This window comes from Pseudomonas sp. StFLB209 (assembly GCF_000829415.1).
Classification (GTDB): Bacteria; Pseudomonadota; Gammaproteobacteria; order Pseudomonadales; family Pseudomonadaceae; genus Aquipseudomonas.
The window spans coordinates 2,954,798-2,978,470 of sequence record NZ_AP014637.1; the positions used below are offsets into that span (position 1 = coordinate 2,954,798).

Here is a 23,673-nt window from a genome sequence, read left to right on the forward strand (position 1 = left end):
GTCTTTGTCGTTGCACGACCTGCAGGTGGAAAACGCCGTCGCCACCGGTGTTTCCAAGGGGCCTGTAGCGCTACACCAAAATCAGCATTAACCCGCGTAAAAAAAATAATGAGTGGGAGTTCTACCAAATGCAAAAGTCCAAGCCGACGCACGTCCGCTATTTGATCCTGTTGATGCTGTTTCTGGTTACCACGATCAACTACGCTGACCGCGCCACCATCGCTATCGCAGGTTCAAGCCTGCAAAAAGACCTCGGCATCGATGCCGTAACCCTCGGTTATATCTTCTCCGCATTCGGCTGGGCCTACGTGGCTGGCCAGATTCCCGGTGGCTGGCTGCTCGACCGTTTCGGCTCGAAGAAAGTCTATGCCTTGAGTATTTTCACCTGGTCGCTGTTTACCCTGCTGCAGGGCTATGTCGGCGAGTTCGGCATGTCCACTGCCGTGGTTGCGCTGTTCATGCTGCGCTTCCTGGTGGGCCTGGCCGAAGCACCGTCGTTCCCTGGTAACGCACGTATCGTTGCGGCCTGGTTCCCGACTTCCGAGCGCGGCACCGCCTCGGCGATCTTCAACTCGGCGCAATACTTCGCCACTGTACTGTTCGCTCCGCTGATGGGCTGGATCGTCTACCGCTTCGGCTGGCAGCACGTGTTTGTCGTCATGGGCGCGGCCGGTATCATCTTCTCCGGTATCTGGCTGAAAGTGATCTACAGCCCACGCCAGCACCCGATGATCAACGAAGCCGAACTTGAGCACATCGCCAGCAACGGCGGCATGGTCGACCTGGACGAGAAGGCCAAGGACAAAACCGGGGGCAAGGCTGCCAGCGGTCCCAAGTGGGACTATATCCGCCAGTTGCTGACCAACCGCATGATGCTGGGCATCTACCTGAGCCAGTACTGCATCAACGCCATCACCTACTTCTTCCTGACCTGGTTCCCGGTGTACCTGGTTCAGGAGCGCGGCATGACCATCCTCAAGGCCGGCATCATCGCCTCCTTGCCGGCCATCTGCGGCTTCATCGGTGGGGTACTGGGCGGGGTGATCTCCGACTGGCTGCTGCGTCGCGGTCACACCCTGACCTTCGCTCGCAAGGCACCGATCATCTGTGGCCTGATGCTGTCGACCAGTATCGTCACCTGCAACTATGTCGACCTGGAGTGGATGGTCGTGGGCTTCATGGCCCTGGCATTCTTTGGTAAAGGCATTGGCGCACTGGGTTGGGCAGTCATGTCCGACGTATCGCCAAAACAGATCGCCGGTCTCAGTGGTGGCCTGTTCAACACCTTCGGTAACATTGCTTCGATCACTACGCCAATCGTGATTGGCTACATCATCAGCAGCACCGGCTCGTTCAAATGGGCGCTGGTGTATGTCGGTGCCAACGCACTGATAGCGGTATTCAGCTATCTGTTTGTGGTGGGTGAGATCAAGCGTGTGGAATTGAAAGAACCCCCAACCAAGGGGTCATCGCTGAGCGAACCTGGCAGCGACCTTTCCCAAGCCAAATCCTGAGGAAAACCGTGATGAACCTGATTCAACATGCCGATTCTCCGCGTTCTATCCGGCTGCATCCGCTGGATAACGTGGTCGTGGTGGTCAATGACCAGGGTGTGCCTGCGGGCACCCGATTCGATGATGGCCTGGAAACTGTGGACAACGTTCCACAGAGCCACAAGATCAATACCGTTGATCTGGCCGAAGGTGACGCCGTAGTCCGTTACGGCCAGACCATCGGTTACGCCTTGCAGCCGATTCCACGCGGCAGTTGGGTCAGGGAAGATCTGTTGCGCATGCCGGCAGCGCCTGAACTGGACAGCCTGCCGATGTCCGACGCAGTCCCCGAGAAGGAGGCGCCGCTGGAAGGCTACACCTTCGAGGGCTATCGCAATGCCGACGGCACCGTCGGCACTCGCAACATCCTTGGCATTACCACCACGGTGCAGTGCGTGGCGGGCGTGCTTGGCCATGCGGTCAAGCGCATTCGCGACGAGTTGCTGCCCAAGTATCCCAACGTCGATGACGTGATCGCCCTGACCCACACCTATGGGTGTGGCGTGGCGATTTCCGCCACCGATGCGTATATCCCGATTCGCACCGTGCGCAATCTGGCCCGCAACCCCAATCTGGGGGGGGAAGCCCTGGTGATCAGCCTGGGCTGCGAAAAGCTCCAGGCCGGCCAGGTGATGCATGAAGATGACCCGTCGGTAGATCTGAGCGACGAATGGCTGTATCGCCTGCAGGATGCTGGCAACGGCTTCAATGAAATGGTCGAACAGATCATGGACCTGGCCGAAGTGCGGCTGAAGAAGCTCGACCTGCGCCGTCGTGAGACCGTGCCGGCTTCCGAGCTGATTCTGGGCATGCAGTGCGGTGGCAGTGACGCCTTCTCGGGCATTACCGCCAATCCGGCCCTGGGCTACGCTTCCGACCTGCTGCTGCGGGCCGGCGCCACGGTGATGTTCTCGGAAGTTACCGAGGTTCGTGACGCCATCTACCTGCTCACCTCCCGTGCTCAGGACCAGCAGGTCGCGAGTGAGCTGGTGCGCGAGATGGACTGGTACGACCGTTATCTGGCCAAGGGCGAGGCTGACCGCAGCGCCAACACCACGCCGGGCAACAAGAAGGGCGGGTTGTCGAATATTGTCGAGAAGTCGCTGGGCTCGATCGTCAAGTCCGGCAACAGCGCCATCAACGGCGTACTGGGCCCTGGCGAGCGGGTCAAAGGCAAGGGGCTGATCTTCTGCGCCACCCCGGCCAGCGACTTTATCTGCGGCACCTTGCAACTGGCAGCCGGGATGAACCTGCACGTGTTCACCACTGGCCGCGGCACGCCCTACGGGCTGGCCATGGCACCGGTGGTCAAGGTTTCGACCCGCACCGAGCTGGCACACCGCTGGCCGGACCTGATCGACGTCGATGCCGGGCGTATCGCCACCGGTCGGGCGAGCATCGAAGACCTGGGCTGGGAGCTGTTCCACTACTACCTGGATGTGGCCAGCGGCAAGAAAAAAACCTGGACCGAACACTACCGGTTGCACAACGACCTGGCGCTGTTCAACCCCGCTCCAGTGACCTGATCCTGCCTCACCGAGCGTGCCGGCCCGTGCTGTATCACGGGCTGGCACACCTCGTCAGCTTCTCCCCTCGCTGTGTTCGCCACGACCTGGCGCCCTCTGCAAGCCCGCATGCAGGCCAACTCAACGGAATCAATGCTATATAGCCGTTGCCGTTGCCGTTGCCGTTGCCGTTGCCGTTGATCGTGATTTTGCTTTGCTTTTGCTCTTCGAACCGAGATGGCACAGGTGCCGCCGAACGCGACGCCCGTCGGGGCGGACCCTGCAGTCCGGTCAACCGCGGCAACAGTTCTTGCATAAACCGAAAGATCTTCGCGGTTAAAGCGGATCGCCGGCCGCACCTACAGCGATCCCAGGTGGCCCGCCGGTCAGGACGGCGCCCGAACTACAGCCGCACAATAAAAGCCCTCTTGGCGGCGCTGATCTTTCCAGAACCGCGAGGGGCATCAATCAAACTGCATCCAGTTCAGAGAACTGATTAATACGCACAGAGTGATCAGGAAACCTGGCAGTTACTTCAAGCTCGCCGCCCATGGCTTGAATGAACCGGCGCAGTGAACTGATATACATGTCGGTGCGTTTTTCCATCTTGGCGACACTGGCTTGGTTGACATGAAGGCTCTGGGCTAGCGACTCCTGAGACAGCCTGCGCGCTCTGCGCAGCTCTGAAAGGTCCATCTGCATACGCAATACCTCGGTCTTCTCTGCGACGCGAGCCTGCGAGGCTTCAGACATATTCTTCTGCAAGGACGAAAAAGATTTTTTACCCGACATCGTTAGTCCCTCCGCTCTTTGTTCAATTCTTCAAGGTGGGTTTCGTAGAGTGCATCAGCGATCGGCACCATCTTTTCATAAAATCGGCCATCGCCGGTTTTATCGCCACCAATGAGTAAAATGGCTGATCGCCTGGGATCGAACGCATAGAAAACCCGGACAGGTTTTCCGCTGCTTTGCACTCTCAATTCACGCATGTGCTCGTGACGGGAGCCGTGGATGCCACTGCAGAATGGAAATGGCAATTGGGGCCCCTTTTCCATGAGCAGGTTGACGTAAGCACTGACGTCTTCCTGGCACGACTCGACCAGATCATTCCACCAGGCTTCAAATTCATCGGTGTATTCAACGTTCCATTCCATGGAAGGCATATTATTCCTTTGAAGGAATGCTCGCAACCTCGCGGATGAGCTTGAGCGATCTTAATTCCAGCACGACTCTTACTCTGCACCAAGTCATTCGCGGCTAAAGCCGCTCCTACGGGATCGGCGACCACTGGAAAGCCCGATTCTTCTACTAATCTGAACTTTACGACGCTCGATACCCTCTTCTATTGCAAGGGGGCCACAAGGGCGCCGCAGACAACAAACGTCGGGAGGTTTCAGATGCCATTATCAGAAATGGGCTTGTGGACAAGCGCCCTGCTGGTCGCAGTCATTATTCTGGCCGACCTGTGGGCCGTACTGCGGGTCCGCAAAAGCCAGACCAACTCATCCAACAAAGCCATGTGGATCATCGGTATCGTCGCTGTGCCGATTATCGGGGTACTGGCCTGGATCGTCGCCGGCCCACGCCACGCCTCGGACGCCGCGCGCTACTGAGGCTTTCCCCCGCCGGGTGGCGCCGTGCTGCAGCCCCCGGCCCTCTGTTGCAGTGCTCGCTGCAATGCCTCTGCAACACAGCAATGGTTAGATCCCTCCATCGAAAACAGCCTGGAGGATTAACCATGTCGACCGTCGCCAAATGGACGCTGCAACTTGCGGTTCTGTTCCTGTTCGCCTGGCTTGCCAGCGTGGCGGGGCAGTGGAGCAGCAAGATGATCAATGGCACCAGCAGCGAGCGGCTGGCCCAGCTACAGCCTGCTCCGATGCTGGGCGGGCCGGTTACCGCGGCGGTGACGACCCAGCCTGCAGACGGCACGGCTCACTGACCGTCAAAATGAAAAACGGGCAGGCAAAAAAATGGCCCGCCAAACGGCGAGCCAAGGGGATTCATCAAAGGAGTGATGTAACTGTAAGACCCCGGACGTGAAGAGGATGTGAAATGGATGTAGGGGAAATGCAAGTTACCAGCGGGCCTTATGGCCGCGATGTTCACGCTTTGATTTCGAGCCTGTAACGGCCGCTCAATGGGCGGTTGGGCTGAGCGACTCGTCTGCCGCAGGCCGGGGCGGGCCTGGCAGGGGATGGGGGGCCGCCAGCCGGGTCTGCATCCGTTCAGCGAATTCATCGGCCTCTTGGCGACTTCGGCAAATCACCGGGTAGTCGTCGAGTTTCACGATCCACTCTGAAGCACTGATCCCTTCTTCTATCTGGATAAGCATGACGCAATCTCCAATAGCAGGCTTGTCAGCCAAGGTGAACGGAGCCGGATGACCGGCACGGGTAATCGCGCAGGCCATCGTGCACCTGATTGGCGGCAGGCTCCAGTGCTATTTGCGTGATGCGATGAATGTCATGCTGCTGATCAATGACCGGCGGGCCACTGATGAGGCGCAACGACGCAGGGCCATGGCCCTGCGTCGTTTGGCCATCAAAACGCCAGCTTGAAGCCGATCAGGCCCAGCATGATCGCCAGACATGGCCGCAGCAGGTTGTCGGAAACCCGGCCGGCCATATGACTGCCCAGATAGATGCCTGGCAGCGAACCCAGCAACAGGAAGCCCAGCAGGCTCCAGTCCATATTGCCCATGCTGGCATGACCGATACCGGCCACCAGGGTCAGCGGTACGGCGTGGGCGATCTCGGTGCCCACCAGACGGCGGGTGGGCAGCAGCGGGTAGAGGATGAACAGCGCCACGGTGCCCAGCGCGCCGGCGCCAATCGAGGTCAGCGCCACCATCGTGCCAAGGATCATCCCGGTGATGACCGTGAAGGCATTGAGGCTGGAGCCTTTGAACAGCGAATGGCCTTCGACCCGGTCATGGGCAAAGGCCAGCAGCTTGTTCTTGAACAGAATCGCCAGCGCCGTCAGCAGCAGGACAAAGCCCAGCGCCTGTTTGATGATTGCATTCAGGGCGTCCGGGGCATGGTCCAGAGAACTGAGGAACCACAGGGTCAGCAGCACTGCCGGTACGCTACCGAGGGTCAGCCAGCCGGTAATTTTCCAGTCGATGTTGTCGTTCTTCTTGTGAACGTACACACCGCCGGCTTTGGTTACCGCTGCGTAAAGCAGGTCGGTGCCCACCGCTGTGGCGGGGTTGATGCCGAACCACAGCAGGATCGGGGTCATCAACGAACCGCCACCCACGCCGGTCATGCCGACGATAAAGCCGACTACCAGGCCAGCCACTGTAAAGCCAAGACCGCCAACATCCATTATCACGCCCTGTATCACTGTTATCTGTTGTCAGGTAAAAAGTGGCGGGCAGCATAGCGGCTTATGTTCTGAATGGTTAGAGAGATATGTTCTAAGGTTATAACCGATGCTCTTCTTTGCTCGGCGTTCTGTTGCTGATTGCTGATCCGACCATCGGCAGCGGTTTGCCGCTCCTGAGTGTCTCCATTGGTCGCGTGCATGGATCACCCGTACTACTGGCCACACTCATAACCAATGCGACTGCGCTAAAGCGGTCCGCGTTTATGGAGAATATGCAAATGTCCAGCACTGATAACAGCAACCCCGGCAACTTTGCCAACGACCCCAAGCGTGCCTCGGAAGAGGGCGCCAAAGGTGGCAGCGTTTCGGGGGGCAATTTCAAGAATGATCCTGAGAAAGCGGCCGAGGCCGGCCGTAAAGGCGGTCAGGCCTCTGGGGGCAACAGCGCCGAAGGTGGCAGCAAGGACAGCGAGTCTTCTGACAGCAGTAACCAGTCCGGATCCCAGGGCGGCAGTCAAGGCGGTCAGTCTTCTGATGACAAAGGCCAGCAGGGTTCGGAAGGTGGCAGTCAAGGCGGTTCGACTTCTCAGGATGAAGACGATCAACCCGAGCAGTCCCAGGATGACGACGCGCCATCGGGCAGTCAGGGCAGCAGCAGTAGGCAGCAGCAGAAGTAAGTCCTGCTGACGCATGGGGGGCAATGCTCCCCATGCTGATGGGGTTATTTACGATAAGTCAGCAGCACAATCGCACACACCACCACTGCCGCGCCCAGCACTTGCAGAGTGCCCAGCGCCTGATCCAGCAGTGTCCAGCCCAGCAGCAAGGTGGCAATGGGCTCGACATTCATCACCGGCGCGTTCTGCGCCATGTTCAACCGCGGCACGCAGACAAACAGCAAGGTAAAGGCCATGCCGTACAACACCACCAGGCTTGCCAGGGCGATCCAGCCGGTACTGTTGCCCGGCAGGGACAAGCCTGACGGCATGACCCCGCTGGCGCCGGCAACGAGCATGCTGATAAATACCACCGACAGGGTCAGCAGGCTGCGCACCGGCCCCCGCACGCTGGCCAGCTTGTGATCGGTTATCCACAGCGCGCCGGCAAATACACAGGCGGCGCAGAACGCCAGGCTGATGCCAAGCGTCCAGTGCGCATTGGCCTCGCCGCGGGTGGCCAGCCGCGCAGGGACGTCCAGCGCCAGGATCAGCCCGATCAGGATCACCCCCATCAGCAGCACTGTACGCAGGGTCGGACGTGGCCCGCCCAGGCTCCAGCCGAGCAGCACCAGCAGAATCGGAAAGGTGTTGCCGACCAGTAACGCCAGGGCAACCGGGATCCGCGCCACGGCCGAGTACAGGCACAGGCTCTGGGTGGCGATCAGCAGGCCCAGCAACAACTGCCAGCCCCGCGTGCCAGCCGGCAGCCCCAGTGGCTGGCGTTGCCAGGCCACCACCGCCGCCAGCACCAGCAGGGTGATGCCGGAGCGACACAGAATCGCCAGCAGCACCCCGGTGTCGTTGTCGAAGGCAAAGCGTGCGGCAATGTGATTGCCGGCAAACGAGCATGCCAGCAGCGCGAGAATCGCGACGGCCAGCTTGCGCGGTAAAAGATTTGGAGTAACAGAAGCAACCGCCATGTGCACATCCATTTGCAGAACAGGGGCGGGCCTTTTACAGCCCGCCGATAACGTTTAAAGCACCACGCCAGGCAGCCAAAGGGAAATGGCCGGAATGTAGGTCACAGCCATCAGCACCAGAAACAGCGCCAGGTAGAACGGCAGCAGTGCCTTGACCGTCGCCTCGATGCTGACCTTGCCGATCGCCGAGCCGACAAACAGCACCGCACCTACCGGCGGCGTTATCAGCCCGATGCCAAGGTTGACCAGCATGATCATGCCGAAGTGCACCGGGTCCACGCCGATGCCGCTGATCACCGGCAGCAGGATCGGGGTCAGGATCAGGATCAGCGGCGCCATGTCCATCACCGCACCCAGCAGCAGGAGCATGACATTGATGCACATCAGGATCACATAGCGGTTGTCCGACAGGGTCAGAAAGGTCGTGGTGATCTTCGCCGGGATCTGCATCAGGGTCATGACGTAACCGAAGCTGGCCGCAAACCCGATCAGGATCATCACGATCGAGATGGTTCTTACCGTGCGGTGCATCAGTTTCGGCAGATCGCGCCATTTATAGTCACGGTAGATGAACATGGTCACGAAGAATGACCAGACCACCGCGATGGCCGCCGATTCGGTGGCAGTGAACACCCCCGACAGAATGCCGCCGAGGATGATGACCATGGCCATCAGCCCCCAGAGTGCATCGGCGGCGATCTTCAAGGCCTGGCGCAGCGGAATCACTTCACCCTTGGGGTAGTTGCGCTTGCGGGCGAAGATCAGGCACAGGCCCATCAGCACCGCGCTCATCAGCAGGCCCGGCATGACCCCGGCCATGAACAACGAGGCAATCGACACCGTGCCGCCAGCGGCCAGTGAGTAGAGCACCGAGTTATGGCTGGGCGGGGTGAGCAGGGCCTGGACCGAACCGCTGACCGTGACCGCCGTGGAGAAGTCGCGCGGGTAACCCTTGCGCTCCATTTCCGGAATCAGCACCGAGCCGACCGAGGCGGTGTCGGCCACCGACGAGCCGGAGATGGCGCCAAAGAACGTCGAGGCCGTGATGTTGACCAGTGACAGCCCGCCACGGACAAAGCCCACCAGCACCCCGGCAAACGCCACCAGCCTGCGTGACATGCCGCCCTCGGCCATGATCGCACCGGCCAGCACGAAGAACGGGATGGCCAGCAAGGAAAACTTGTTAACCCCGCTGGCGACCTGAATCAGCATGGCCTGCAAGGGAATGTCGATCCACCAGGCGCCGATCAGCGCCGAAAGGCCCAGCGCATAGGCTACCGGCATGCCCAACAGGATGAGCAGGATAAAACTGCCCAGGAGAATGAAGGCATCCATTTATGCTGCTCCCTCGTTTTCTTCCACCAGGTCGAAACGCACCACCTTGCGGTGGCTCTGGTCGCCCCAGATGAGTTTTTCCAGTACGAAGCTCAGGGTCAGCAGACCGCCGACCGGAATCGGGGCATAGGTCATGCCGACCCGCACGCCCGGCAGTGACGCCAGGTACTGGTTCCAGGTGGTCATGCACAGCCGGGTGCCGTAATAGGTCATGTACACGCACACGGCGACCATCAACACTTGCACGAGCAGGGCGGCGGCTCGTTTGGGGACCGGTGGCAGGCGGTCGGTGACCATGGCCACGGCCATGTGCGCTCCGGCCCGGTAACTGGCGGCTGCACCGATGAAACAGAACACCACCATCAGCAGGATTGCCACCGGCTCCGGCCAACTGGAGCCGCTGCCGAGCACATAGCGGGCGAAGATGCCCCAGGGAATGATCAGCGACATGGCCAGGATCGATAGGCCTGCGATCCAGATACAACTGCTGTACAACACATCGTTGAGGCGCAGGAAGAGGTTTTTCATAAGGCACATCCAGGGCAGCAGGGCGGTAAGGCCGCCCTGCTGCAGGTCTCGGGGCAGGGGCCAGGGTTACTGTACGGCGGCGATGCGTTTCATCAGGTCGGCAAACGGCGCGCCGTATTTTTCCCGTACCGGTGCGGTGGCGTCATAGAACGGTTTCTTGTCGACGGTGATGAACTCAACGCCGGCGGCCTTGAGTTTCTCTTCACTGGCGGCCGACTTGGCGTCCCACAGGGTGCGTTCTTCCATCTGCGCTTCGCGGGCCAGTTTCTTGACCAGAGCCTGTTCATCGGCGCTGAGCTTGTTCCAGGTGGTTTTGGAGATCACTACCGGCTCTGGCAGGATCAAGTGGCCGGTCAGGGTGTAGAACTTGGCGCTCTGGAAGTGGTTGTGCTCCAGCAGGGTCGGCGGGTTGTTCTCGGCACCGTCGATGACCCCGGTCTGCAGGGCACTGAAAATCTCACCGGTGTCCATGGCAATGCCGTTGCCGCCCATGGCATTCATCATGTCGATGAACAGCGGGTTGCCCTGTACGCGGATCTTCATGCCCTTGAGGTCTTCGATCTTGCGCACCGGCTTTTTGGTGTAGATGCTGCGGGTGCCGCCATCCATCCAGGCCAGCGCTACCAGGTTGAAGTCGGAATTGGTGATCTTGTCGAGGATCTCCTGGCCGATCTCGCCGTCGATGATCTTGCGCATGTGTTCGTGGTCACGGAACACGAACGGCATGTTGAACACGTTCACATCCGGCACCACCGGCCCAACAATGCCCAGGCTGACACGGGCCATCTGCACCGCGCCGATCTGGACCTGTTCGACAACCTCCTTCTCGGAGCCCAGCACGCCGCCGGCAAACATCTTGAAGGTGATTTTGCCGTTGGTGGCCTGTTCGAGTTTTTTGCCCATGTTCTGTTCAGCGACCACGGTCGGGTAGCCCGCCGGGTGGATTTCAGCGAACTTGATATCCAGCGCCGAGGCGCTGGTCGACAGGCTGAGGGCGAACGGCAGAACGGCCAGGAGCAGCTTGCGTTTGAAGGTCATGATGAAACTCCGGTGTTGTTATTGTCTGATTTGGCGTGCATGGACCGGGCAGAGGATGCCGAGAAGGGGAGCCGAGCGATGGCCAGCGCGATGCTGGCTCGTCTGCCAAAGGTGCTTGCTGTGAGCGGGGTAACAGGCAATTCACTTTGCATGTCGGGCATCCTTGCGGGTTGTCGATCAGTCGAAGGGGCCAGCCGCCACGAAGGCACCGCCCTGATAGACCCGGTTCGGATCATCGGCGGCCGGTGCCGGCTGCTTCTCGACCTGCGCGCGGAACTGCTCTGAACAATCCTTGGGCTGAAAACCCAGGTGGGCAGCGTGGCGGTTGTCCCACCAGACCTCGCGGTTGGCTGAGGCGCCATAAACCACGGTGTGACCGACGTCAGGGGTGAACAGGCTGCGCTCAATCAAATGGGTCAGGTCGTCATAGCTCAGCCAGGTGCTGAGCATCCGCCGGTTGGCCGGCTCCGGGAATGACGAGCCGATGCGCAGGCTGACGGTCTCGATGCCATAGCGGTCAAAGTAGAAACTGGCGACGTCTTCGCCGTAGCACTTCGACAGCCCGTAGTAACTGTCGGGACGCCGTTGCGAGTGGGCGTCGATGCGCTCGTCCTGGCGGTAGAAGCCAATCACATGGTTGGAGCTGGCAAAGATGATGCGTTTGACCCCGTGCTTGCGCGCCGCTTCGTAGATATGAAACACGCCGCAGATGTTCGGGCCGAGGATGTCTTCGAAGGCGTGCTCGGTCGATACGCCGCCAAAGTGGATGATCGCGTCGACGCCGGCGACCAGGTCGTGCACCGCGGTCTTGTCGGCCAGGTCGCATTGCACGATTTCTTCCTGCGCGGTGCTGGCCGGCTCGATCGGGCTGATATCAGAAAGGCGCAGCACTTCGGTAAAGCCCTTGAGGCGTTCACGCAGCACTTTGCCGAGTCCGCCTGCCGCTCCGGTGAGCAGCAGGCGCTTGAAGGGTGTGTGAGTCATGCTTGGCTCTGCCTGTAATCGTCAATGGTTGATAGGGGGCGTTAGCTGATCGGTCGGCGTCAGAGAATCGACAGCGGGTAGTTGAAAATCAGCCGGTTCTCGTCAAACTCGTTGTTGCTGAAGTCGCGACGAATGCTGGAGTTGCGCCATCTGACGCTCAGATTTTTGAGGCTGCCGCTCTGGATGACGTAGGCCAGTTCAGATTCACGGATCCATTCCTTGCCATCGGTAATCACGCCGCTGTGCACGTCCTGGCCGCTGATGTAGCGATTCATCAGGGTCAGGCCAGGAACGCCCAGAGAGGCGAAGTTAAGGTCGTGGCGCACTTGCCAGGAGCGTTCGTTGGCGTTGTCGAAGCTTGAGTTGTAACTGTCGTTGGCCAAGGTGCCGCCGCTGGTGCCGTTGACGCGCATCCAGGTATTGCCATCGACTTTCTGCAGGCCAAGGTAGAACGTGTTGGCGCCGATCCTGGCCGAGAACAGGCCCGACCAGGTCTTGTTATCGAGCCGTCCAGCGCGTCGGGCGCCGTCGTCATCACCCCGGAAATAGCCCAGGTTGGCGCCCAGGGTCCAGTCGCCAAGCGGCTGGCTATGAGTCAGTTGCAGGTACTGCTGTTGGTAGACGTCCTTGAGCTGCGCGTTCCACAAACCGATCAGGGTGCGGTTTTGGTTAAACGTGTACTCACCACCGGCAAAGTTGAAACGGTCCGACAGACCGCCGCCGTAACTCATGTCCTCCATGCTGGCATCGTTGCGCGGGCTATTGGCGCGAAACTGCCCGGCATACAAGGTCAGGCCATCGATCTCTTTGGAGGTGATCTGCCCGCCGCGCAAGGTCTGTGGCTGTGAGCGTCCGTCGTCGGCCCGCAGGATCGGCAACACCGGCATCCACTCACCGACTTTCAGTTCGGTCTTGGAAATCCTCGCCTTGGCCGCTACCCCCAGGCGCCCGAAATCATCCGCCGGGCGGCCGTCGTCATGGCGTGGCAGCAGCGCGGTTCCGTAAGTGCCGCCGCCGCCATCGAGCTTGAGCGACCAGCGACCAAGCACATCGACACCGAAGCCGACCGGCCCTTCAGTAAAGCCGGAACGGGCATCGAGGATGAAACTCTGGGTCCATTCCTCAGCTTTGCTCTGAGCGTTGGCCGGGTTGGTGAAATTACGGTTGATGTAGAAGTTGCGCAGGCCGAGGGTGGCCTTGGCGTCGTCGGTGAAACCGGCGGCGCTGGCAGCGCCTGGCAAACTACCGATCACACTGGCGCCAATCAGCGCGAGGCGTAGCGTCTTGCGGGTATTCATCCTTGTGCACTCCCAAGTTGAAAAGAGCTTCCAGCCGTCAGGCTGCGAACGCCTGTGGCAGGAGTCATCAGGCCCGGCCTGGCTGAGCCGTGGGGCCTTGAGTCCGAGTAGCTGACGCAGTGCGGTTCAACGCCTGGCGTGGCCGGCGCGGTTAGCGACTGCTATCGAGGGCGTACAGAAGGGGGGATCGTGGGCGAACGGATAAAGTGGCGACATGGGCATACTCATCATTTTTTGTTTTTGTTGTGCGTTGTCGTACGACATTAAGATTGATAGCAATCTTAAAAAAATGTGTCAATGCTGATTGAGATATTAGGTCGTGTTGCGCACCTTGCAAGGTGCGCCTGGATCAGTTCGAGCGCTCTGAAATGGGGGCTAGCCCGGATACTCGACGATGGTCTAGCGACGCGGGGCTTGACGGGGCAGGCTGTGCTGCTAAGGCAGTCGAACGTTGTGGCTCAATGGTACGACGCCCGACATCATTCCAGTGCTTCGCGCAGCCTCGGTGTCAGTTCATCGAACAGCGTCTGCACCGAGCGCAGTGCCCGGCAATCGGGACGGGTCAGCAGCCAGACGCCAGTGTTGCAGCCCACCAGTGGTTCGCTCAAGGCCTCGACGCCCTGCAGGTCACGGGCGGTGAAGTCGGTGAGTGCTGCCACGCCAAGACCGGCGCCGACCAGCTGCGAGACCGCCGCCATGCTGCTGCAGCGATAGCGCGGCACGACATTGGGCCAGGTACGCTCGCGCCAGATCACCGAAACGTGCTCGGGCATCGAGTCGTCCGGGGCGATCCATGGCACCGAGGTGGGGTCTTTTTCCAGCGCTTCACGATAATCCGGCCGCCCGCAGATCACATAGTCGGCACTGCCCAGCTCGCGGCCCACCAGATGCTCGGGCGGGGTGTCGGTCAGGCGCAGGGCGATGTCGGCATCGCGGCGGCTGAGGTTGGCGAAATTATTGGAGGTCGACAGCTCCAGGTTCAGCGCCGGATAAGCCGGCATGAAGCGCGCCAGTGCCGGCAGCAACAGGCTGTGCAACACCGCTTCGGTGCAGGTCAGGCGCACCGTGCCGCTGACCACCTGTTCACCCTGTTGCAGCGCCATGCGTGCAGCGCTCAGTGCCTGTTCGGCGCGCTCGGCCTGCTCGGCCATGGCTTGGGCGATGTCAGTGGGCACATAACCGCGTCGGTTCTTTTCAAACAGCGCGCTGCCCAATGAACTTTCCAGCCGGCGGATCGAACGAAACACCGTGGAAATGTCGACCTGCAGCAGTTCTGCGGCCCTGGCCAACGAGCGGCCGCGCACCAGCGCGAGCACCAGAGTCAGGTCGTTATGGTTGATTTCATATTGCATCGATGCAAACCCGGATTGCCAAAACGCCAATATTTATTGCACTGATTGTAATTTACAGTGACTTCGGGCTGCCAAGGGTTATTTGGCAGGCCACGGCAAAAACGCCGTAGAACGTAATTCTTCGGGGCACAAGGCAAAGAAAAACAACAATGCCGCCAATCTTCACTGCGTCGCTTGCTGCTTTCTCTCTGCCACCTCTGTTGCCCCACAAAAAACCAGAAGGTGTCCATCATGTCGTCGGTATCCCCGCGCGCCATTGTCTGTGCTGATGAAGTGAGTGAGTTCCTCCAGGCTCACCCTGAAGTCCAGTTCGTCGATCTGCTGATCTCTGATATGAACGGTGTGGTGCGCGGCAAGCGCATCGAGCGCCCCAGCCTGCATAAGGTCTACGAGCGCGGCATCAATCTGCCAGCGTCGCTGTTCGCCCTGGACATCAACGGCTCGACGGTGGAAAGCACCGGGCTTGGCCTGGACATCGGCGACTCGGACCGGGTTTGCTACCCGATCCCCGGCACCCTGGCCTATGAGCCCTGGCAAAAGCGCCCGACTGCGCAGTTGCTGATGACCATGCACGAGCTGGACGGCCAGCCGTTCTTTGCCGACCCGCGCGAAGTGCTGCGCCAGGTGGTGGCGCGTTTCGATGCCATGGGCCTGCGCATCTGTGCAGCCTTCGAGCTGGAGTTTTACCTGATCGATCAGGAGAACGTGAACGGCCGGCCACAACCGCCGCGCTCGCCCATCTCCGGCAAACGTCCACACTCCACTCAGGTCTACCTGATCGACGATCTGGACGAATACGCCGACTGTCTGCAGGACATTCTCGAAGCGGCCAAGGAGCAGGGCATTCCTGCCGACGCTATCGTCAAGGAAAGCGCCCCGGCGCAGTTCGAGGTCAACCTGCATCACGTCGAAGATGCCATGCTGGCGTGCGACTACGCGGTGCTGCTCAAGCGCCTGATCAAGAACATCGCCTACGACCATGAAATGGACACCACCTTCATGGCCAAGCCCTATCCGGGCCAGGCGGGCAACGGCCTGCACGTGCATATCTCGCTGATCGACAAAGCCACCGGCAAGAACATCTTTGCCAGCGATGTGCCGCAAGAGCATGCCGAGTTGCGGCACGCCATTGCCGGGGTGCTGGAAACCATGCCGGCGTCGATGGCCTTTCTGTGCCCCAACGTCAACTCCTACCGCCGCTTCGGCGCGCAATTCTACGTACCCAATGCGCCGAGTTGGGGGCTGGACAATCGCACCGTGGCCGTGCGCGTGCCGACCGGCGCGGCCAACGCCATTCGTATCGAGCAGCGGGTCGCCGGCGCCGATGCCAACCCGTACCTGATGATGGCGGCGATCCTGGCCGGTATTCACCACGGCCTGACCCATAAACTCGAACCGGGTGAGCCGATCGAAGGCAACTCTTACGAGCAGCTTGAGCAGAGCCTGCCCAACAACCTGCGCGATGCGTTGCGCGAGCTGGACGACAGCGAGGTCATGAACAAGTACATCAGCCCCGAATACATCGACATCTTCGTGGCTTGCAAGGAAAGCGAAATGGCCGAGTTCGAAGCCTCGATCTCTGACCTGGAATACAACTGGTACCTGCACACCGTTTAAACCACACAGGCCACACAGATAACACAGAAAATCCAGCGCCTTGCATCGGTAGGAGCGAGCTGGCTCGCGAAGGGCGCGCCGCTGAAACGGTTCCTACGGGTCAATCGGGTTGCCGAAAAGAGAATAAATATGAACATCCCGCAACGTGATTACTGGGAACAGCTGCTGCGCAATCTGAGTATCGAAGGCCGGGCCTTTATTGATGGCCGCTACGTACCGGCGGTGTGCGACGCCACGTTCGATTGCCTGAGCCCGGTGGACGGTCGCCTGTTGGCGCATGTCGCCAGTTGTGACCTGGAAGACGTCAACCGCGCCGTCAGCGTGGCCCGTGAGCGGTTCGACAGCGGCGTGTGGTCGCGCCGTGCACCGGCTGAGCGCAAGCAGGTGTTGCTGCGCTTTGCCGATCTGCTGCTGGCCAATGCCGAAGAGCTGGCGCTGCTGGAAACCCTCGACATGGGCAAGCCGATCAGCGACGCGCTACAGGTCGACATTCCAGGCGCGGCCAACGCGATCCGCTGGAGCGCCGAGGCCGTTGACAAACTGTATGACGAAGTGGCCGCAACGCCGCATGACCAGTTGGGGCTGGTGACCCGTGAAGCCGTCGGGGTAGTGGCGGCCATCGTGCCGTGGAATTTTCCACTGCTGATGGCCAGCTGGAAGCTGGGGCCGGCGCTGGCAGCCGGTAACTCGGTGATTCTCAAGCCTTCGGAAAAATCGCCGCTGACCGCCATCCGCATTGCCGCGCTGGCCGTTGAGGCCGGTCTGCCGGAAGGCGTGCTCAACGTGCTGCCCGGCTTCGGCCACACTGCCGGCAAGGCGCTGGGTTTGCACATGGACGTCGACACGCTGGTGTTCACCGGCTCGACACGTATTGCCAGGCAACTGATGGTGTATGCCGGCGAATCGAACATGAAGCGCGTCTGGCTCGAAGCCGGCGGCAAGAGCCCGAATATCGTGTTTGCCGATGCAGCGGATTTACAGGCCGCTGCCGAGGCGGCAGCCAGTGCCATTGCCTTCAACCAGGGCGAAGTGTGCACCGCAGGTTCGCGCTTGCTGGTCGAGCGCTCGATCAAGGATCGCTTCGTGCCCATGGTGGTCGAAGCCTTGAAGGCCTGGCAGCCGGGCCATGCACTGGACCCGGCGACCCGGGTCGGTGCACTGGTGGACGGCACGCAACTGGACACCGTGCTCGGTTACATCGAAGCCGGCCACGCAGACGGCGCGCAATTGCTCAGTGGCGGTGTGCGCACCTTGCACGACAGCGGCGGCTTCTATGTCGAGCCGACCCTGTTCGACGGCGTGGACAACAGCATGCGCATCGCCCGTGAAGAAATCTTCGGCCCGGTGCTGTCGGTGATCGCCTTCGACAGCGTTGAAGAAGCCATTCGGATTGCCAACGACACCGAGTATGGCCTGGCCGCCGGGGTCTGGACTGCTGACTTGTCCAAGGCCCACTTGACTGCCAAAGCGCTGCGCGCCGGCAGTGTGTGGGTCAACCAGTACGACGGCGGCGACATGACTGCACCGTTCGGCGGCTTCAAGCAGTCGGGCAACGGCCGGGACAAGTCCCTGCATGCCTTTGCCAAGTACACCGAACTCAAAGCGACCTGGATCAAACTTTAAGAGGGTGCCTACAAAATGGCTGCGCTCGGCAATACGGCGTTGAAATCGACCTCAAAATGCTCATGTACTGAATGTACATTGCGCGTTTTCGGCCAATTTCGCCTTGTCTTGCCTTCGCTCGCCGACTTTGTAAACACCCTCTGACAGGCGGAGGAATCTGTTATGCAACAACACGTTCAAAGCGTCTACGCCGCCTCGCGCAACCGGTTCGAGGAGTACCCGGTGCTTAGCGAGTCGATCGAGACCGATGTCTGCATCATCGGCGCCGGTTACACCGGCCTGTCCACCGCGCTGTTTCTGCTCGAACACGGTTTTTCCGTCACCGTGCTGGAAGCGGCGAAAGTCGGTTTTGGTGCCTCGGGGCGCAACGGCGGGCAGATCGTCAACAGCTACAGCCGTGATATCGACGTCATCGAAAAAACCGTCAATCCGCACCATGCGCGGCTGATGGGCGAGATGGCTTTCGAAGGCGGGCGGATCATCCGTGAACGGGTGGCCAAATACGACATCCAGTGCGACCTGAAAGACGGCGGCGTGTTCGCGGCCATCACCAGCAAGCAGATGGGCCACCTCGAAGCCCAGCAGAAACTCTGGGAGCGCTTCGGTCACCAGCAGCTGGAACTGCTCGATGCCGGGCGTATGCGCCAAGTGGTCGACACTGATCGCTACATCGGCGGCATGCTGGACATGAGCGGCGGACACATCCACCCGTTGAACCTGGCGCTGGGCGAGGCCGCAGCGGTGGCCAAACTCGGCGGGCGGATTCACGAGCAGAGCCCGGCGACCCGCATCGACCGCGGCCCCAACCCGGTGGTGCACACCCCGCTTGGCCAGGTGCGGGCACGGTTCGTGGTGGTGGCCGGCAATGCCTACCTGGGTAACCTGGTGCCGGAACTGGCCGCCAAGTCGATGCCGTGCGGCACCCAGGTGCTGGCCACCGAGCCGCTCAGCGATGAGCTGGCGCGCAGCCTGCTGCCTCAGGACTACTGTGTCGAAGACTGCAACTACCTGCTCGACTACTACCGCCTGACCGCCGACAAGCGCCTAATCTTCGGTGGCGGGGTGGTCTATGGCGCCCGTGACCCGGCGGATATCGAAGCGATCATCCGGCCAAAAATGCTCAAGGTCTTCCCGCAATTGAAAGACGTGAAGATTGACTACACCTGGACCGGCAACTTCCTGCTGACCCTGTCGCGTTTACCGCAGGTCGGCCGGCTGGGCGACAACATCTACTACTCCCAGGGCTGCAGCGGCCACGGCGTGACCTACACCCACCTGGCCGGCAAGCTGCTCGCCGAAGCCCTGCGTGGCCAGGCCGAGCGCTTCGATGCCTTCGCCGGCCTGCCGCATTACCCGTTCCCCGGTGGCCGGTTGTTGCGCGTGCCATTCACTGCATTGGGGGCCTCGTATTACCAGTTGCGGGACCGGTTAGGCGTTTGAGCCGTCGCCAGCAGCCCGGAGCGCCGGCCGACTCCTCCCACCGCTCCGGAGGGAGGGCGCTTTGCTCGCAACGCTGTTGTTCCCCCTTGCCGGTTTTCATTTATCAAGACTCTGATGAGAGGTTCCACCATGTCTCGTCTTCCCCTGATCGGCGTTACCGCTTGCCGGCAGATGCTGGGCAAGTATTCGTCGCACACCGCCGGCGCCAAGTACGTCGAGGCTGCCGGCCATGCCGGTATCCCGGTGGTGTTGCCGGCACTGGATACGCCGGTTGATCCGCAGCAGCTGCTTCAATCGCTGGACGGTATTCTGTTCACCGGCTCGCCTTCCAATGTCGAGCCGCATCACTACCAGGGCACGCCCAGTATCGAAGGCACGCGCCACGACCCGGACCGTGATCGCCTGACCTTGCCCTTGCTACGCGCCGCCATCGACCAGGGGGTGCCGGTGTTTTGCATCTGCCGGGGTTTCCAGGAACTGAATGTGACGCTGGGCGGCACGCTGCATCAAAGGGTGCAAGAGCTGGAAGGGTTTCTGGATCACCGTGAGCCGCAAAGCGAAGACCTCGCCGCGCAATACGCTCCACAACATGCCGTGACGGTACAGCCAGGCGGGGTGCTGGCCGCACTGGGTCTGCCGGGCGAGTTCCAGGTCAACTCGCTGCACAGCCAGGGCATCGACCGGCTGGCCGCCGGCCTGCGTGCCGAAGCGCTGGCACCGGACGGATTGATCGAAGCGGTCTCGATGCGCGACTCCCGCGGTTTTGTAGTGGGCGTGCAATGGCATCCGGAGTGGCGCTTTAGCGAGAACCCGCAATCGCTGCGTCTGTTCGATGCCTTCCGCGATGCTTGTCAGGCCTATGCGCAGCGCCGGGGGCGCTGACCCCATCCAGCCATAACTCAAATAAGACGGCGGACACTCATGAGTCAAAACAGCGAAACGCGTGCAAGCACCAGCAGCAAGGGGTTGGCCAGTGGCAGTCTGGGCCTGCTGGCCTGTGTGGTGCTGGGCATTTCCACCATCGCTCCGGTGTACACCCTGACCGGTGCGCTGGGGCCGACGGTGCGGGAGGTGGGGGCGCATCTGCCGGCGATCTTCCTGGTGGGCTTCATTCCCATGCTGCTGGTCGCCCTGGGCTATCGCGAACTCAATGCCGCCGAGCCGGACAGCGGTACTTCGTTTACCTGGTCGGCGCGGGCGTTCGGGCCGATGATGGGCTGGATCGGTGGTTGGGGGCTGGTGGCGGCGACCACCATCGTGCTGTCCAACCTGGCCGGGGTGGCGGTGGATTTCTTCTATCTGTTTCTCGGCCAGTTGACCGGCCGTGAAGAACTCATCGCCCTGAGTGACCATGTTGGGGTCAACATTGTCACCTGCTGCGTATTCATCGGGATTGCGGTGTGGATCTGCTGCCGGGGTATCGGCACCACGATGGGCGTGCAGTACGTGCTGGTGGCGTTGCAACTGGTGGTGTTACTGGGCTTTTGCATCGCCGCCTTCGGTGAGGCGCCGCAAGGTCCGGCGCTGGAGTTCGATGCCAACTGGTTCAACCCGTGGAGCATCGGTTCGTTTTCATCCTTCGCCGCCGGGCTGTCGCTGTCGATCTTCATCTTCTGGGGCTGGGACGTGTGCCTGACGGTCAGCGAAGAGTCGGTCAGCAGCCATGCGGTGCCGGGTCGCGCAGCCGCGCTGACGGTGCTGGTGATCCTTGCGCTGTACCTGGTGACCGCCATTGCCACCCTGCGCTTTGCCGGGGTCGCCGATCAGGGCCTTGGCCTGGGCAACCCGACCATCCAGGAAAACGTCTTTGCTCATCTGGCCGGCCCGGTCATGGGGCCGCTGGCAATCCTGATGTCCATCGCAGTGCTGGCCAGTACCGCAGCGTCGTTGCAGTCAACGTTCATTTCACCGGCGCGCACGCTTTTTGCCATGGGTTACTACCGGGCCCTGCCCAAGCGCTTTGCCAGTATCTGCCCGCGCTCACTGGCGCCGCGCTTTGCAACCTTGTGTGCCGGGGCGGCCGCCGCGCTGTTCTACGTCAGCATGCGCCTGCTCAGTGAGAACGTACTGGCCGACACCATCACGGCGCTGGGCATGATGATCTGCTTCTACTACTCGCTGACCGCGTTCGCCTGTGTCTGGTACTTCCGCCGCAGCCTGTTCGACAGCCTGCGGCATTTGCTGCTGCGCGGTGTCTGCCCGTTGCTCGGTGGCGCGGCACTGGCGGTGATTTTTGCCCAGACCGCCGTGGACAGCGCCTCGCCGGCGTTCGGCAGCGGCTCGCATATCGGCGGGTTGGGCCTGGTGTTCGTCATTGCCATGGTCATCCTGCTGCTCGGCGTGGCCTTGATGGTGGTGTTCCGCTGGCTGACCCCGGAGTACTTTGCCGGCGACACCCTGCAACGCCAGACGCCGCTGCAACTGCGGGCCGAGGTTTGAAACCATGCTGAGCGAGCAGGGCCTGTTGCGGCTATCGATTGCGGTCACTGTGCTGGTAGCCGGTTTCGGCATCGTCTTCGGTTTGTTGTCGGGGTCGTTCTCGATTGTTTTCGATGGCGTCTACTCCCTGGCCGATGCCAGCATGAGTGTGCTGGCGCTGATCGTGGTGTCGCTGATCCGCCGCCACACCACCGACGGCGATGCCCATCGGCGGCTGGCCGAGCGTTTCAATATGGGCTTCTGGCACCTGGAGCCGATGGTCCTGAGCATCAACGGCATCCTGCTCTGCGGGGTGTCGCTGTATGCCCTGATCAACGCCGTCGGCAGCCTGCTCAGTGGCGGTCGGCATCTGGAATTCGGTTTCGCCATCGTTTATGCCGCGCTGACCAGCCTGGTGTGCTTCAGCCTCGCGGCCCTGGAGTTTCGCGCCAACCGCCGCATCGGTTCGGACTTCGTCGCGCTTGATGCCAGGGCCTGGGTCATGTCTGGCAGCATCTCCCTGGCTTTGCTGATCGCGTTCATCATCGGCGCACTGCTGGAGGATACCGAGCATGCCTGGCTGGGTCCGTATATCGACCCGGCGGTGCTGGCGGTGATCTGCCTGATCATCATCCCGCTGCCGATCCGCAGCATTGTTCAGGCGTTGGCGGACGTGCTGATGGTCACCCCGCCAGCGCTCAAGCAGCAGGTCGATGAAGTGGCTGAACAGGTGGTCGCTCAATACGGTTTTCTTGACTGGCAGGCCTATGTGGCCAAGGTTGGCCGCGCCCGGCAGATCGAGCTGTATTTCATCGTGCCCAGCGACTGGCCCGCCTGGACGCTGGGCGAGTGGGATGCGGTGCGCGAGGTGGTGGGTGAGGCGATCGGCGGGGAAGGGCCCAACCGCTGGCTGACGATTGCTTTTACGACCGATCCGCAATGGACCCGTTGATTGCCGGAACGTTTTTAGACGCGATATAAAACTTCATATAACTGATTGCACTCATCACTCAGCGATGAACAAACGTCTGTTTAAATGATTGTTCGACTCCGTCAGGGTTTGCCAGGAGTCTATGCATAATGAATAAGTTTGCAGAGGCGCTGCAAAAGCACTGTCGCAGAAAATAACAGCAAGCTAAATGTTCTCGACACACTGTCGGGTGATGATCAGAGTGCGCAACTATTTGTCCGTTAATCAGGCCGTTGTACGACAAGGCGCAACAGCGCACCTTGCGATCAACAAAACAATGACAGGCGCCATCAACAGACCGCCGAAAACGCTAGGGGTTTTTCGTCAGCCGGTTAAACGCGGTCGTGCAGCACCTTGCGGCAATGCACCATGGCATCGCGGATCATGAAGTTGACCAGGGTCGGCGAGACCCCAAGCTCCTTGGCGATGTCCTTCTGCGCAATGCCGTGCAGCCGGTAGCATTCAAAGGCATAGCGGGTGCGCTGGGGCAGTTCGCTGAGGGCCTTGTCGACGATCATCAGGGTTTCATGATCGAGGTTCTGGCTCTCTGGAGTTGCTCCTTGAACGGCAACGTTCAAACCTTCCTCCTCACTACCGGAGTATTTTTGCTCCATGGCCTGCTTACGGTAGTGGTCAATGGCCAGATTCCGGACAATACGGAATACGTAACTGATCTGTGCTCTGAGCGGCAATGCCATTTTTGGGGTATTGGCCAGTCTCAAGAATGCGTCCTGCACCACATCTTCAGCTCGACTGTGGCAGCCCGTAATTCGGGCAGCAGTCTTGATCAGGGTATTACGGTTATCCAGTAAGGCTTCCAAAAGTGTCGGTGTCGAACTCTCGATATTGCGCTCTACGGATCCATATTCCTGCATGATTTTGCCTTTGCGACGAAGGTTATAAAGAGGTCGATTTCCCTGCGGCGCAAGTAAAATAGTGCTGGTAACCTGATGTGTCAAATGATAATGATTATTTTTTGAGTCTTTTCTTCAGCGCTCAAACGACACGCCTAAAGTGCTATCACGCCATTGCGTCAGGCTAAT

The 23,673-nt window shown here is 60.6% G+C and carries 22 protein-coding genes and 1 pseudogene; 11 read left to right on the plus strand and 12 right to left on the minus strand.

Features of this window, described 5'->3' with window-relative positions; all coding sequences use genetic code 11:
• Positions 1-128: 128 nt before the first annotated feature.
• Both PSCI_RS13330 and garD read left to right on the plus strand, forming a co-directional pair.
• A complete protein-coding gene (locus tag PSCI_RS13330) occupies positions 129-1,514 on the plus strand; it encodes an MFS transporter (RefSeq protein WP_045487489.1) in 1,386 nt (461 codons plus the stop codon).
• 11 nt (positions 1,515-1,525) lie between these two features.
• A complete protein-coding gene (gene garD / locus PSCI_RS13335) occupies positions 1,526-3,079 on the plus strand; it encodes a galactarate dehydratase (protein ID WP_045487492.1) in 1,554 nt (517 codons plus the stop codon).
• Positions 3,080-3,526: 447 nt separating this feature from the next.
• Here the strand turns inward: garD and PSCI_RS13340 are convergent, their stop codons facing one another.
• Complete coding sequence (locus PSCI_RS13340; RefSeq protein WP_045487495.1) at positions 3,527-3,850, minus strand: XRE family transcriptional regulator; 324 nt, start codon at positions 3,848-3,850, stop codon at positions 3,527-3,529.
• A gap of 2 nt (positions 3,851-3,852) precedes the next feature.
• Positions 3,853-4,212, minus strand: a complete 360-nt coding sequence (locus tag PSCI_RS13345) for a type II toxin-antitoxin system RelE/ParE family toxin (protein ID WP_045494264.1) — start codon at positions 4,210-4,212, stop codon at positions 3,853-3,855.
• 243 nt (positions 4,213-4,455) lie between these two features.
• On the opposite strand from PSCI_RS13345, the gene PSCI_RS13350 reads away from it, so the two are divergent.
• On the plus strand, positions 4,456-4,671 hold the full coding sequence (locus PSCI_RS13350; protein ID WP_045487498.1) for a PLD nuclease N-terminal domain-containing protein: 216 nt from the start codon (positions 4,456-4,458) through the stop codon (positions 4,669-4,671).
• Between the two features lie 125 nt (positions 4,672-4,796).
• Positions 4,797-5,000, plus strand: a complete 204-nt coding sequence (locus PSCI_RS13355; protein WP_045487501.1) for a hypothetical protein — start codon at positions 4,797-4,799, stop codon at positions 4,998-5,000.
• Between the two features lie 195 nt (positions 5,001-5,195).
• Here PSCI_RS13355 and PSCI_RS13360 read toward each other — a convergent pair whose 3' ends face one another.
• Positions 5,196-5,393, minus strand: a complete 198-nt coding sequence (locus PSCI_RS13360; protein ID WP_045494267.1) for a hypothetical protein — start codon at positions 5,391-5,393, stop codon at positions 5,196-5,198.
• Positions 5,394-5,602: 209 nt separating this feature from the next.
• Complete coding sequence (locus PSCI_RS13365) at positions 5,603-6,388, minus strand: sulfite exporter TauE/SafE family protein (RefSeq protein WP_045487504.1); 786 nt, start codon at positions 6,386-6,388, stop codon at positions 5,603-5,605.
• 278 nt (positions 6,389-6,666) lie between these two features.
• Between PSCI_RS13365 and PSCI_RS29780 the strand changes: the two are divergent.
• Positions 6,667-6,831, plus strand: a pseudogene (locus PSCI_RS29780) (general stress protein); the annotation flags it as partial.
• Positions 6,832-7,109: 278 nt separating this feature from the next.
• Here the strand turns inward: PSCI_RS29780 and PSCI_RS13375 are convergent.
• From PSCI_RS13375 to PSCI_RS13405, 7 genes are all read right to left on the minus strand, one after another.
• Positions 7,110-8,027, minus strand: a complete 918-nt coding sequence (locus PSCI_RS13375; RefSeq protein ID WP_045487507.1) for an EamA family transporter — start codon at positions 8,025-8,027, stop codon at positions 7,110-7,112.
• A gap of 54 nt (positions 8,028-8,081) precedes the next feature.
• Entirely contained in the window at positions 8,082-9,362 is a 1,281-nt protein-coding gene (locus PSCI_RS13380) for a TRAP transporter large permease (protein WP_045487510.1), read from the minus strand.
• Entirely contained in the window at positions 9,363-9,890 is a 528-nt protein-coding gene (locus PSCI_RS13385) for a TRAP transporter small permease (protein ID WP_045487514.1), read from the minus strand.
• Positions 9,891-9,956: 66 nt separating this feature from the next.
• Positions 9,957-10,928 (minus strand): TRAP transporter substrate-binding protein, encoded by a 972-nt coding sequence (locus PSCI_RS13390; RefSeq protein WP_045487517.1) that lies wholly within the window; start codon positions 10,926-10,928, stop codon positions 9,957-9,959.
• Between the two features lie 177 nt (positions 10,929-11,105).
• Positions 11,106-11,912: an NAD-dependent epimerase/dehydratase family protein gene (locus PSCI_RS13395; RefSeq protein ID WP_045487520.1), complete on the minus strand. Its 807-nt coding sequence runs from the start codon at positions 11,910-11,912 to the stop codon at positions 11,106-11,108.
• Positions 11,913-11,971: 59 nt separating this feature from the next.
• The gene (locus PSCI_RS13400) at positions 11,972-13,210 is read right to left on the minus strand and encodes an OprD family porin (RefSeq protein WP_045487523.1); all 1,239 of its coding nucleotides are present in this window, start codon (positions 13,208-13,210) and stop codon (positions 11,972-11,974) included.
• 479 nt (positions 13,211-13,689) lie between these two features.
• Positions 13,690-14,562 (minus strand): LysR family transcriptional regulator, encoded by an 873-nt coding sequence (locus PSCI_RS13405; protein ID WP_045487526.1) that lies wholly within the window; start codon positions 14,560-14,562, stop codon positions 13,690-13,692.
• A gap of 231 nt (positions 14,563-14,793) precedes the next feature.
• On the opposite strand from PSCI_RS13405, the gene PSCI_RS13410 reads away from it, so the two are divergent.
• The 6 genes from PSCI_RS13410 to PSCI_RS13435 all read left to right on the plus strand — a co-directional run bounded on the left by PSCI_RS13410 (position 14,794) and on the right by PSCI_RS13435 (position 22,612).
• Positions 14,794-16,179, plus strand: a complete 1,386-nt coding sequence (locus PSCI_RS13410) for a glutamine synthetase family protein (RefSeq protein WP_045487530.1) — start codon at positions 14,794-14,796, stop codon at positions 16,177-16,179.
• 129 nt (positions 16,180-16,308) lie between these two features.
• Complete coding sequence (locus tag PSCI_RS13415) at positions 16,309-17,802, plus strand: aldehyde dehydrogenase (protein ID WP_045487533.1); 1,494 nt, start codon at positions 16,309-16,311, stop codon at positions 17,800-17,802.
• 162 nt (positions 17,803-17,964) lie between these two features.
• On the plus strand, positions 17,965-19,242 hold the full coding sequence (locus PSCI_RS13420) for an NAD(P)/FAD-dependent oxidoreductase (RefSeq protein ID WP_045487536.1): 1,278 nt from the start codon (positions 17,965-17,967) through the stop codon (positions 19,240-19,242).
• A gap of 129 nt (positions 19,243-19,371) precedes the next feature.
• The gene (locus PSCI_RS13425) at positions 19,372-20,124 is read left to right on the plus strand and encodes a gamma-glutamyl-gamma-aminobutyrate hydrolase family protein (protein WP_045487540.1); all 753 of its coding nucleotides are present in this window, start codon (positions 19,372-19,374) and stop codon (positions 20,122-20,124) included.
• 39 nt (positions 20,125-20,163) lie between these two features.
• Positions 20,164-21,681, plus strand: coding sequence for an APC family permease (locus tag PSCI_RS13430; protein WP_045487542.1), 1,518 nt, complete (start codon positions 20,164-20,166; stop codon positions 21,679-21,681).
• Positions 21,682-21,685: 4 nt separating this feature from the next.
• Entirely contained in the window at positions 21,686-22,612 is a 927-nt protein-coding gene (locus PSCI_RS13435; protein ID WP_045487545.1) for a cation diffusion facilitator family transporter, read from the plus strand.
• A 350-nt stretch (positions 22,613-22,962) separates the two neighbouring features.
• Here the strand turns inward: PSCI_RS13435 and PSCI_RS13440 are convergent, their stop codons facing one another.
• Positions 22,963-23,505, minus strand: coding sequence for an RNA polymerase factor sigma-70 (locus tag PSCI_RS13440; protein ID WP_045487548.1), 543 nt, complete (start codon positions 23,503-23,505; stop codon positions 22,963-22,965).
• Positions 23,506-23,673 lie beyond the last annotated feature (168 nt).

Excerpts from the sequence above, each read along its gene's own strand:
- PSCI_RS13400 (WP_045487523.1), bottom strand. The coding sequence starts at position 13,210 with ATGAATACCCGCAAGACGCTACGCCTCGCGCTGATTGGCGCCAGTGTG.
- PSCI_RS13410 (WP_045487530.1), top strand. The coding sequence starts at position 14,794 with ATGTCGTCGGTATCCCCGCGCGCCATTGTCTGTGCTGATGAAGTGAGT.
- PSCI_RS13375 (WP_045487507.1), bottom strand. The coding sequence starts at position 8,027 with ATGGCGGTTGCTTCTGTTACTCCAAATCTTTTACCGCGCAAGCTGGCC.
- PSCI_RS13345 (WP_045494264.1), bottom strand. The coding sequence starts at position 4,212 with ATGGAATGGAACGTTGAATACACCGATGAATTTGAAGCCTGGTGGAAT.
- PSCI_RS13395 (WP_045487520.1), bottom strand. The coding sequence starts at position 11,912 with ATGACTCACACACCCTTCAAGCGCCTGCTGCTCACCGGAGCGGCAGGC.
- PSCI_RS13420 (WP_045487536.1), top strand. The coding sequence starts at position 17,965 with ATGCAACAACACGTTCAAAGCGTCTACGCCGCCTCGCGCAACCGGTTC.
- PSCI_RS13350 (WP_045487498.1), top strand. The coding sequence starts at position 4,456 with ATGCCATTATCAGAAATGGGCTTGTGGACAAGCGCCCTGCTGGTCGCA.
- PSCI_RS13340 (WP_045487495.1), bottom strand. The coding sequence starts at position 3,850 with ATGTCGGGTAAAAAATCTTTTTCGTCCTTGCAGAAGAATATGTCTGAA.
- PSCI_RS13385 (WP_045487514.1), bottom strand. The coding sequence starts at position 9,890 with ATGAAAAACCTCTTCCTGCGCCTCAACGATGTGTTGTACAGCAGTTGT.
- PSCI_RS13440 (WP_045487548.1), bottom strand. The coding sequence starts at position 23,505 with ATGCAGGAATATGGATCCGTAGAGCGCAATATCGAGAGTTCGACACCG.
- garD (WP_045487492.1), top strand. The coding sequence starts at position 1,526 with ATGAACCTGATTCAACATGCCGATTCTCCGCGTTCTATCCGGCTGCAT.
- PSCI_RS13390 (WP_045487517.1), bottom strand. The coding sequence starts at position 10,928 with ATGACCTTCAAACGCAAGCTGCTCCTGGCCGTTCTGCCGTTCGCCCTC.
- PSCI_RS13380 (WP_045487510.1), bottom strand. The coding sequence starts at position 9,362 with ATGGATGCCTTCATTCTCCTGGGCAGTTTTATCCTGCTCATCCTGTTG.
- PSCI_RS13405 (WP_045487526.1), bottom strand. The coding sequence starts at position 14,562 with ATGCAATATGAAATCAACCATAACGACCTGACTCTGGTGCTCGCGCTG.
- PSCI_RS13430 (WP_045487542.1), top strand. The coding sequence starts at position 20,164 with ATGAGTCAAAACAGCGAAACGCGTGCAAGCACCAGCAGCAAGGGGTTG.
- PSCI_RS13360 (WP_045494267.1), bottom strand. The coding sequence starts at position 5,393 with ATGCTTATCCAGATAGAAGAAGGGATCAGTGCTTCAGAGTGGATCGTG.
- PSCI_RS13435 (WP_045487545.1), top strand. The coding sequence starts at position 21,686 with ATGCTGAGCGAGCAGGGCCTGTTGCGGCTATCGATTGCGGTCACTGTG.
- PSCI_RS13415 (WP_045487533.1), top strand. The coding sequence starts at position 16,309 with ATGAACATCCCGCAACGTGATTACTGGGAACAGCTGCTGCGCAATCTG.
- PSCI_RS13330 (WP_045487489.1), top strand. The coding sequence starts at position 129 with ATGCAAAAGTCCAAGCCGACGCACGTCCGCTATTTGATCCTGTTGATG.
- PSCI_RS13365 (WP_045487504.1), bottom strand. The coding sequence starts at position 6,388 with ATGGATGTTGGCGGTCTTGGCTTTACAGTGGCTGGCCTGGTAGTCGGC.
- PSCI_RS13425 (WP_045487540.1), top strand. The coding sequence starts at position 19,372 with ATGTCTCGTCTTCCCCTGATCGGCGTTACCGCTTGCCGGCAGATGCTG.
- PSCI_RS13355 (WP_045487501.1), top strand. The coding sequence starts at position 4,797 with ATGTCGACCGTCGCCAAATGGACGCTGCAACTTGCGGTTCTGTTCCTG.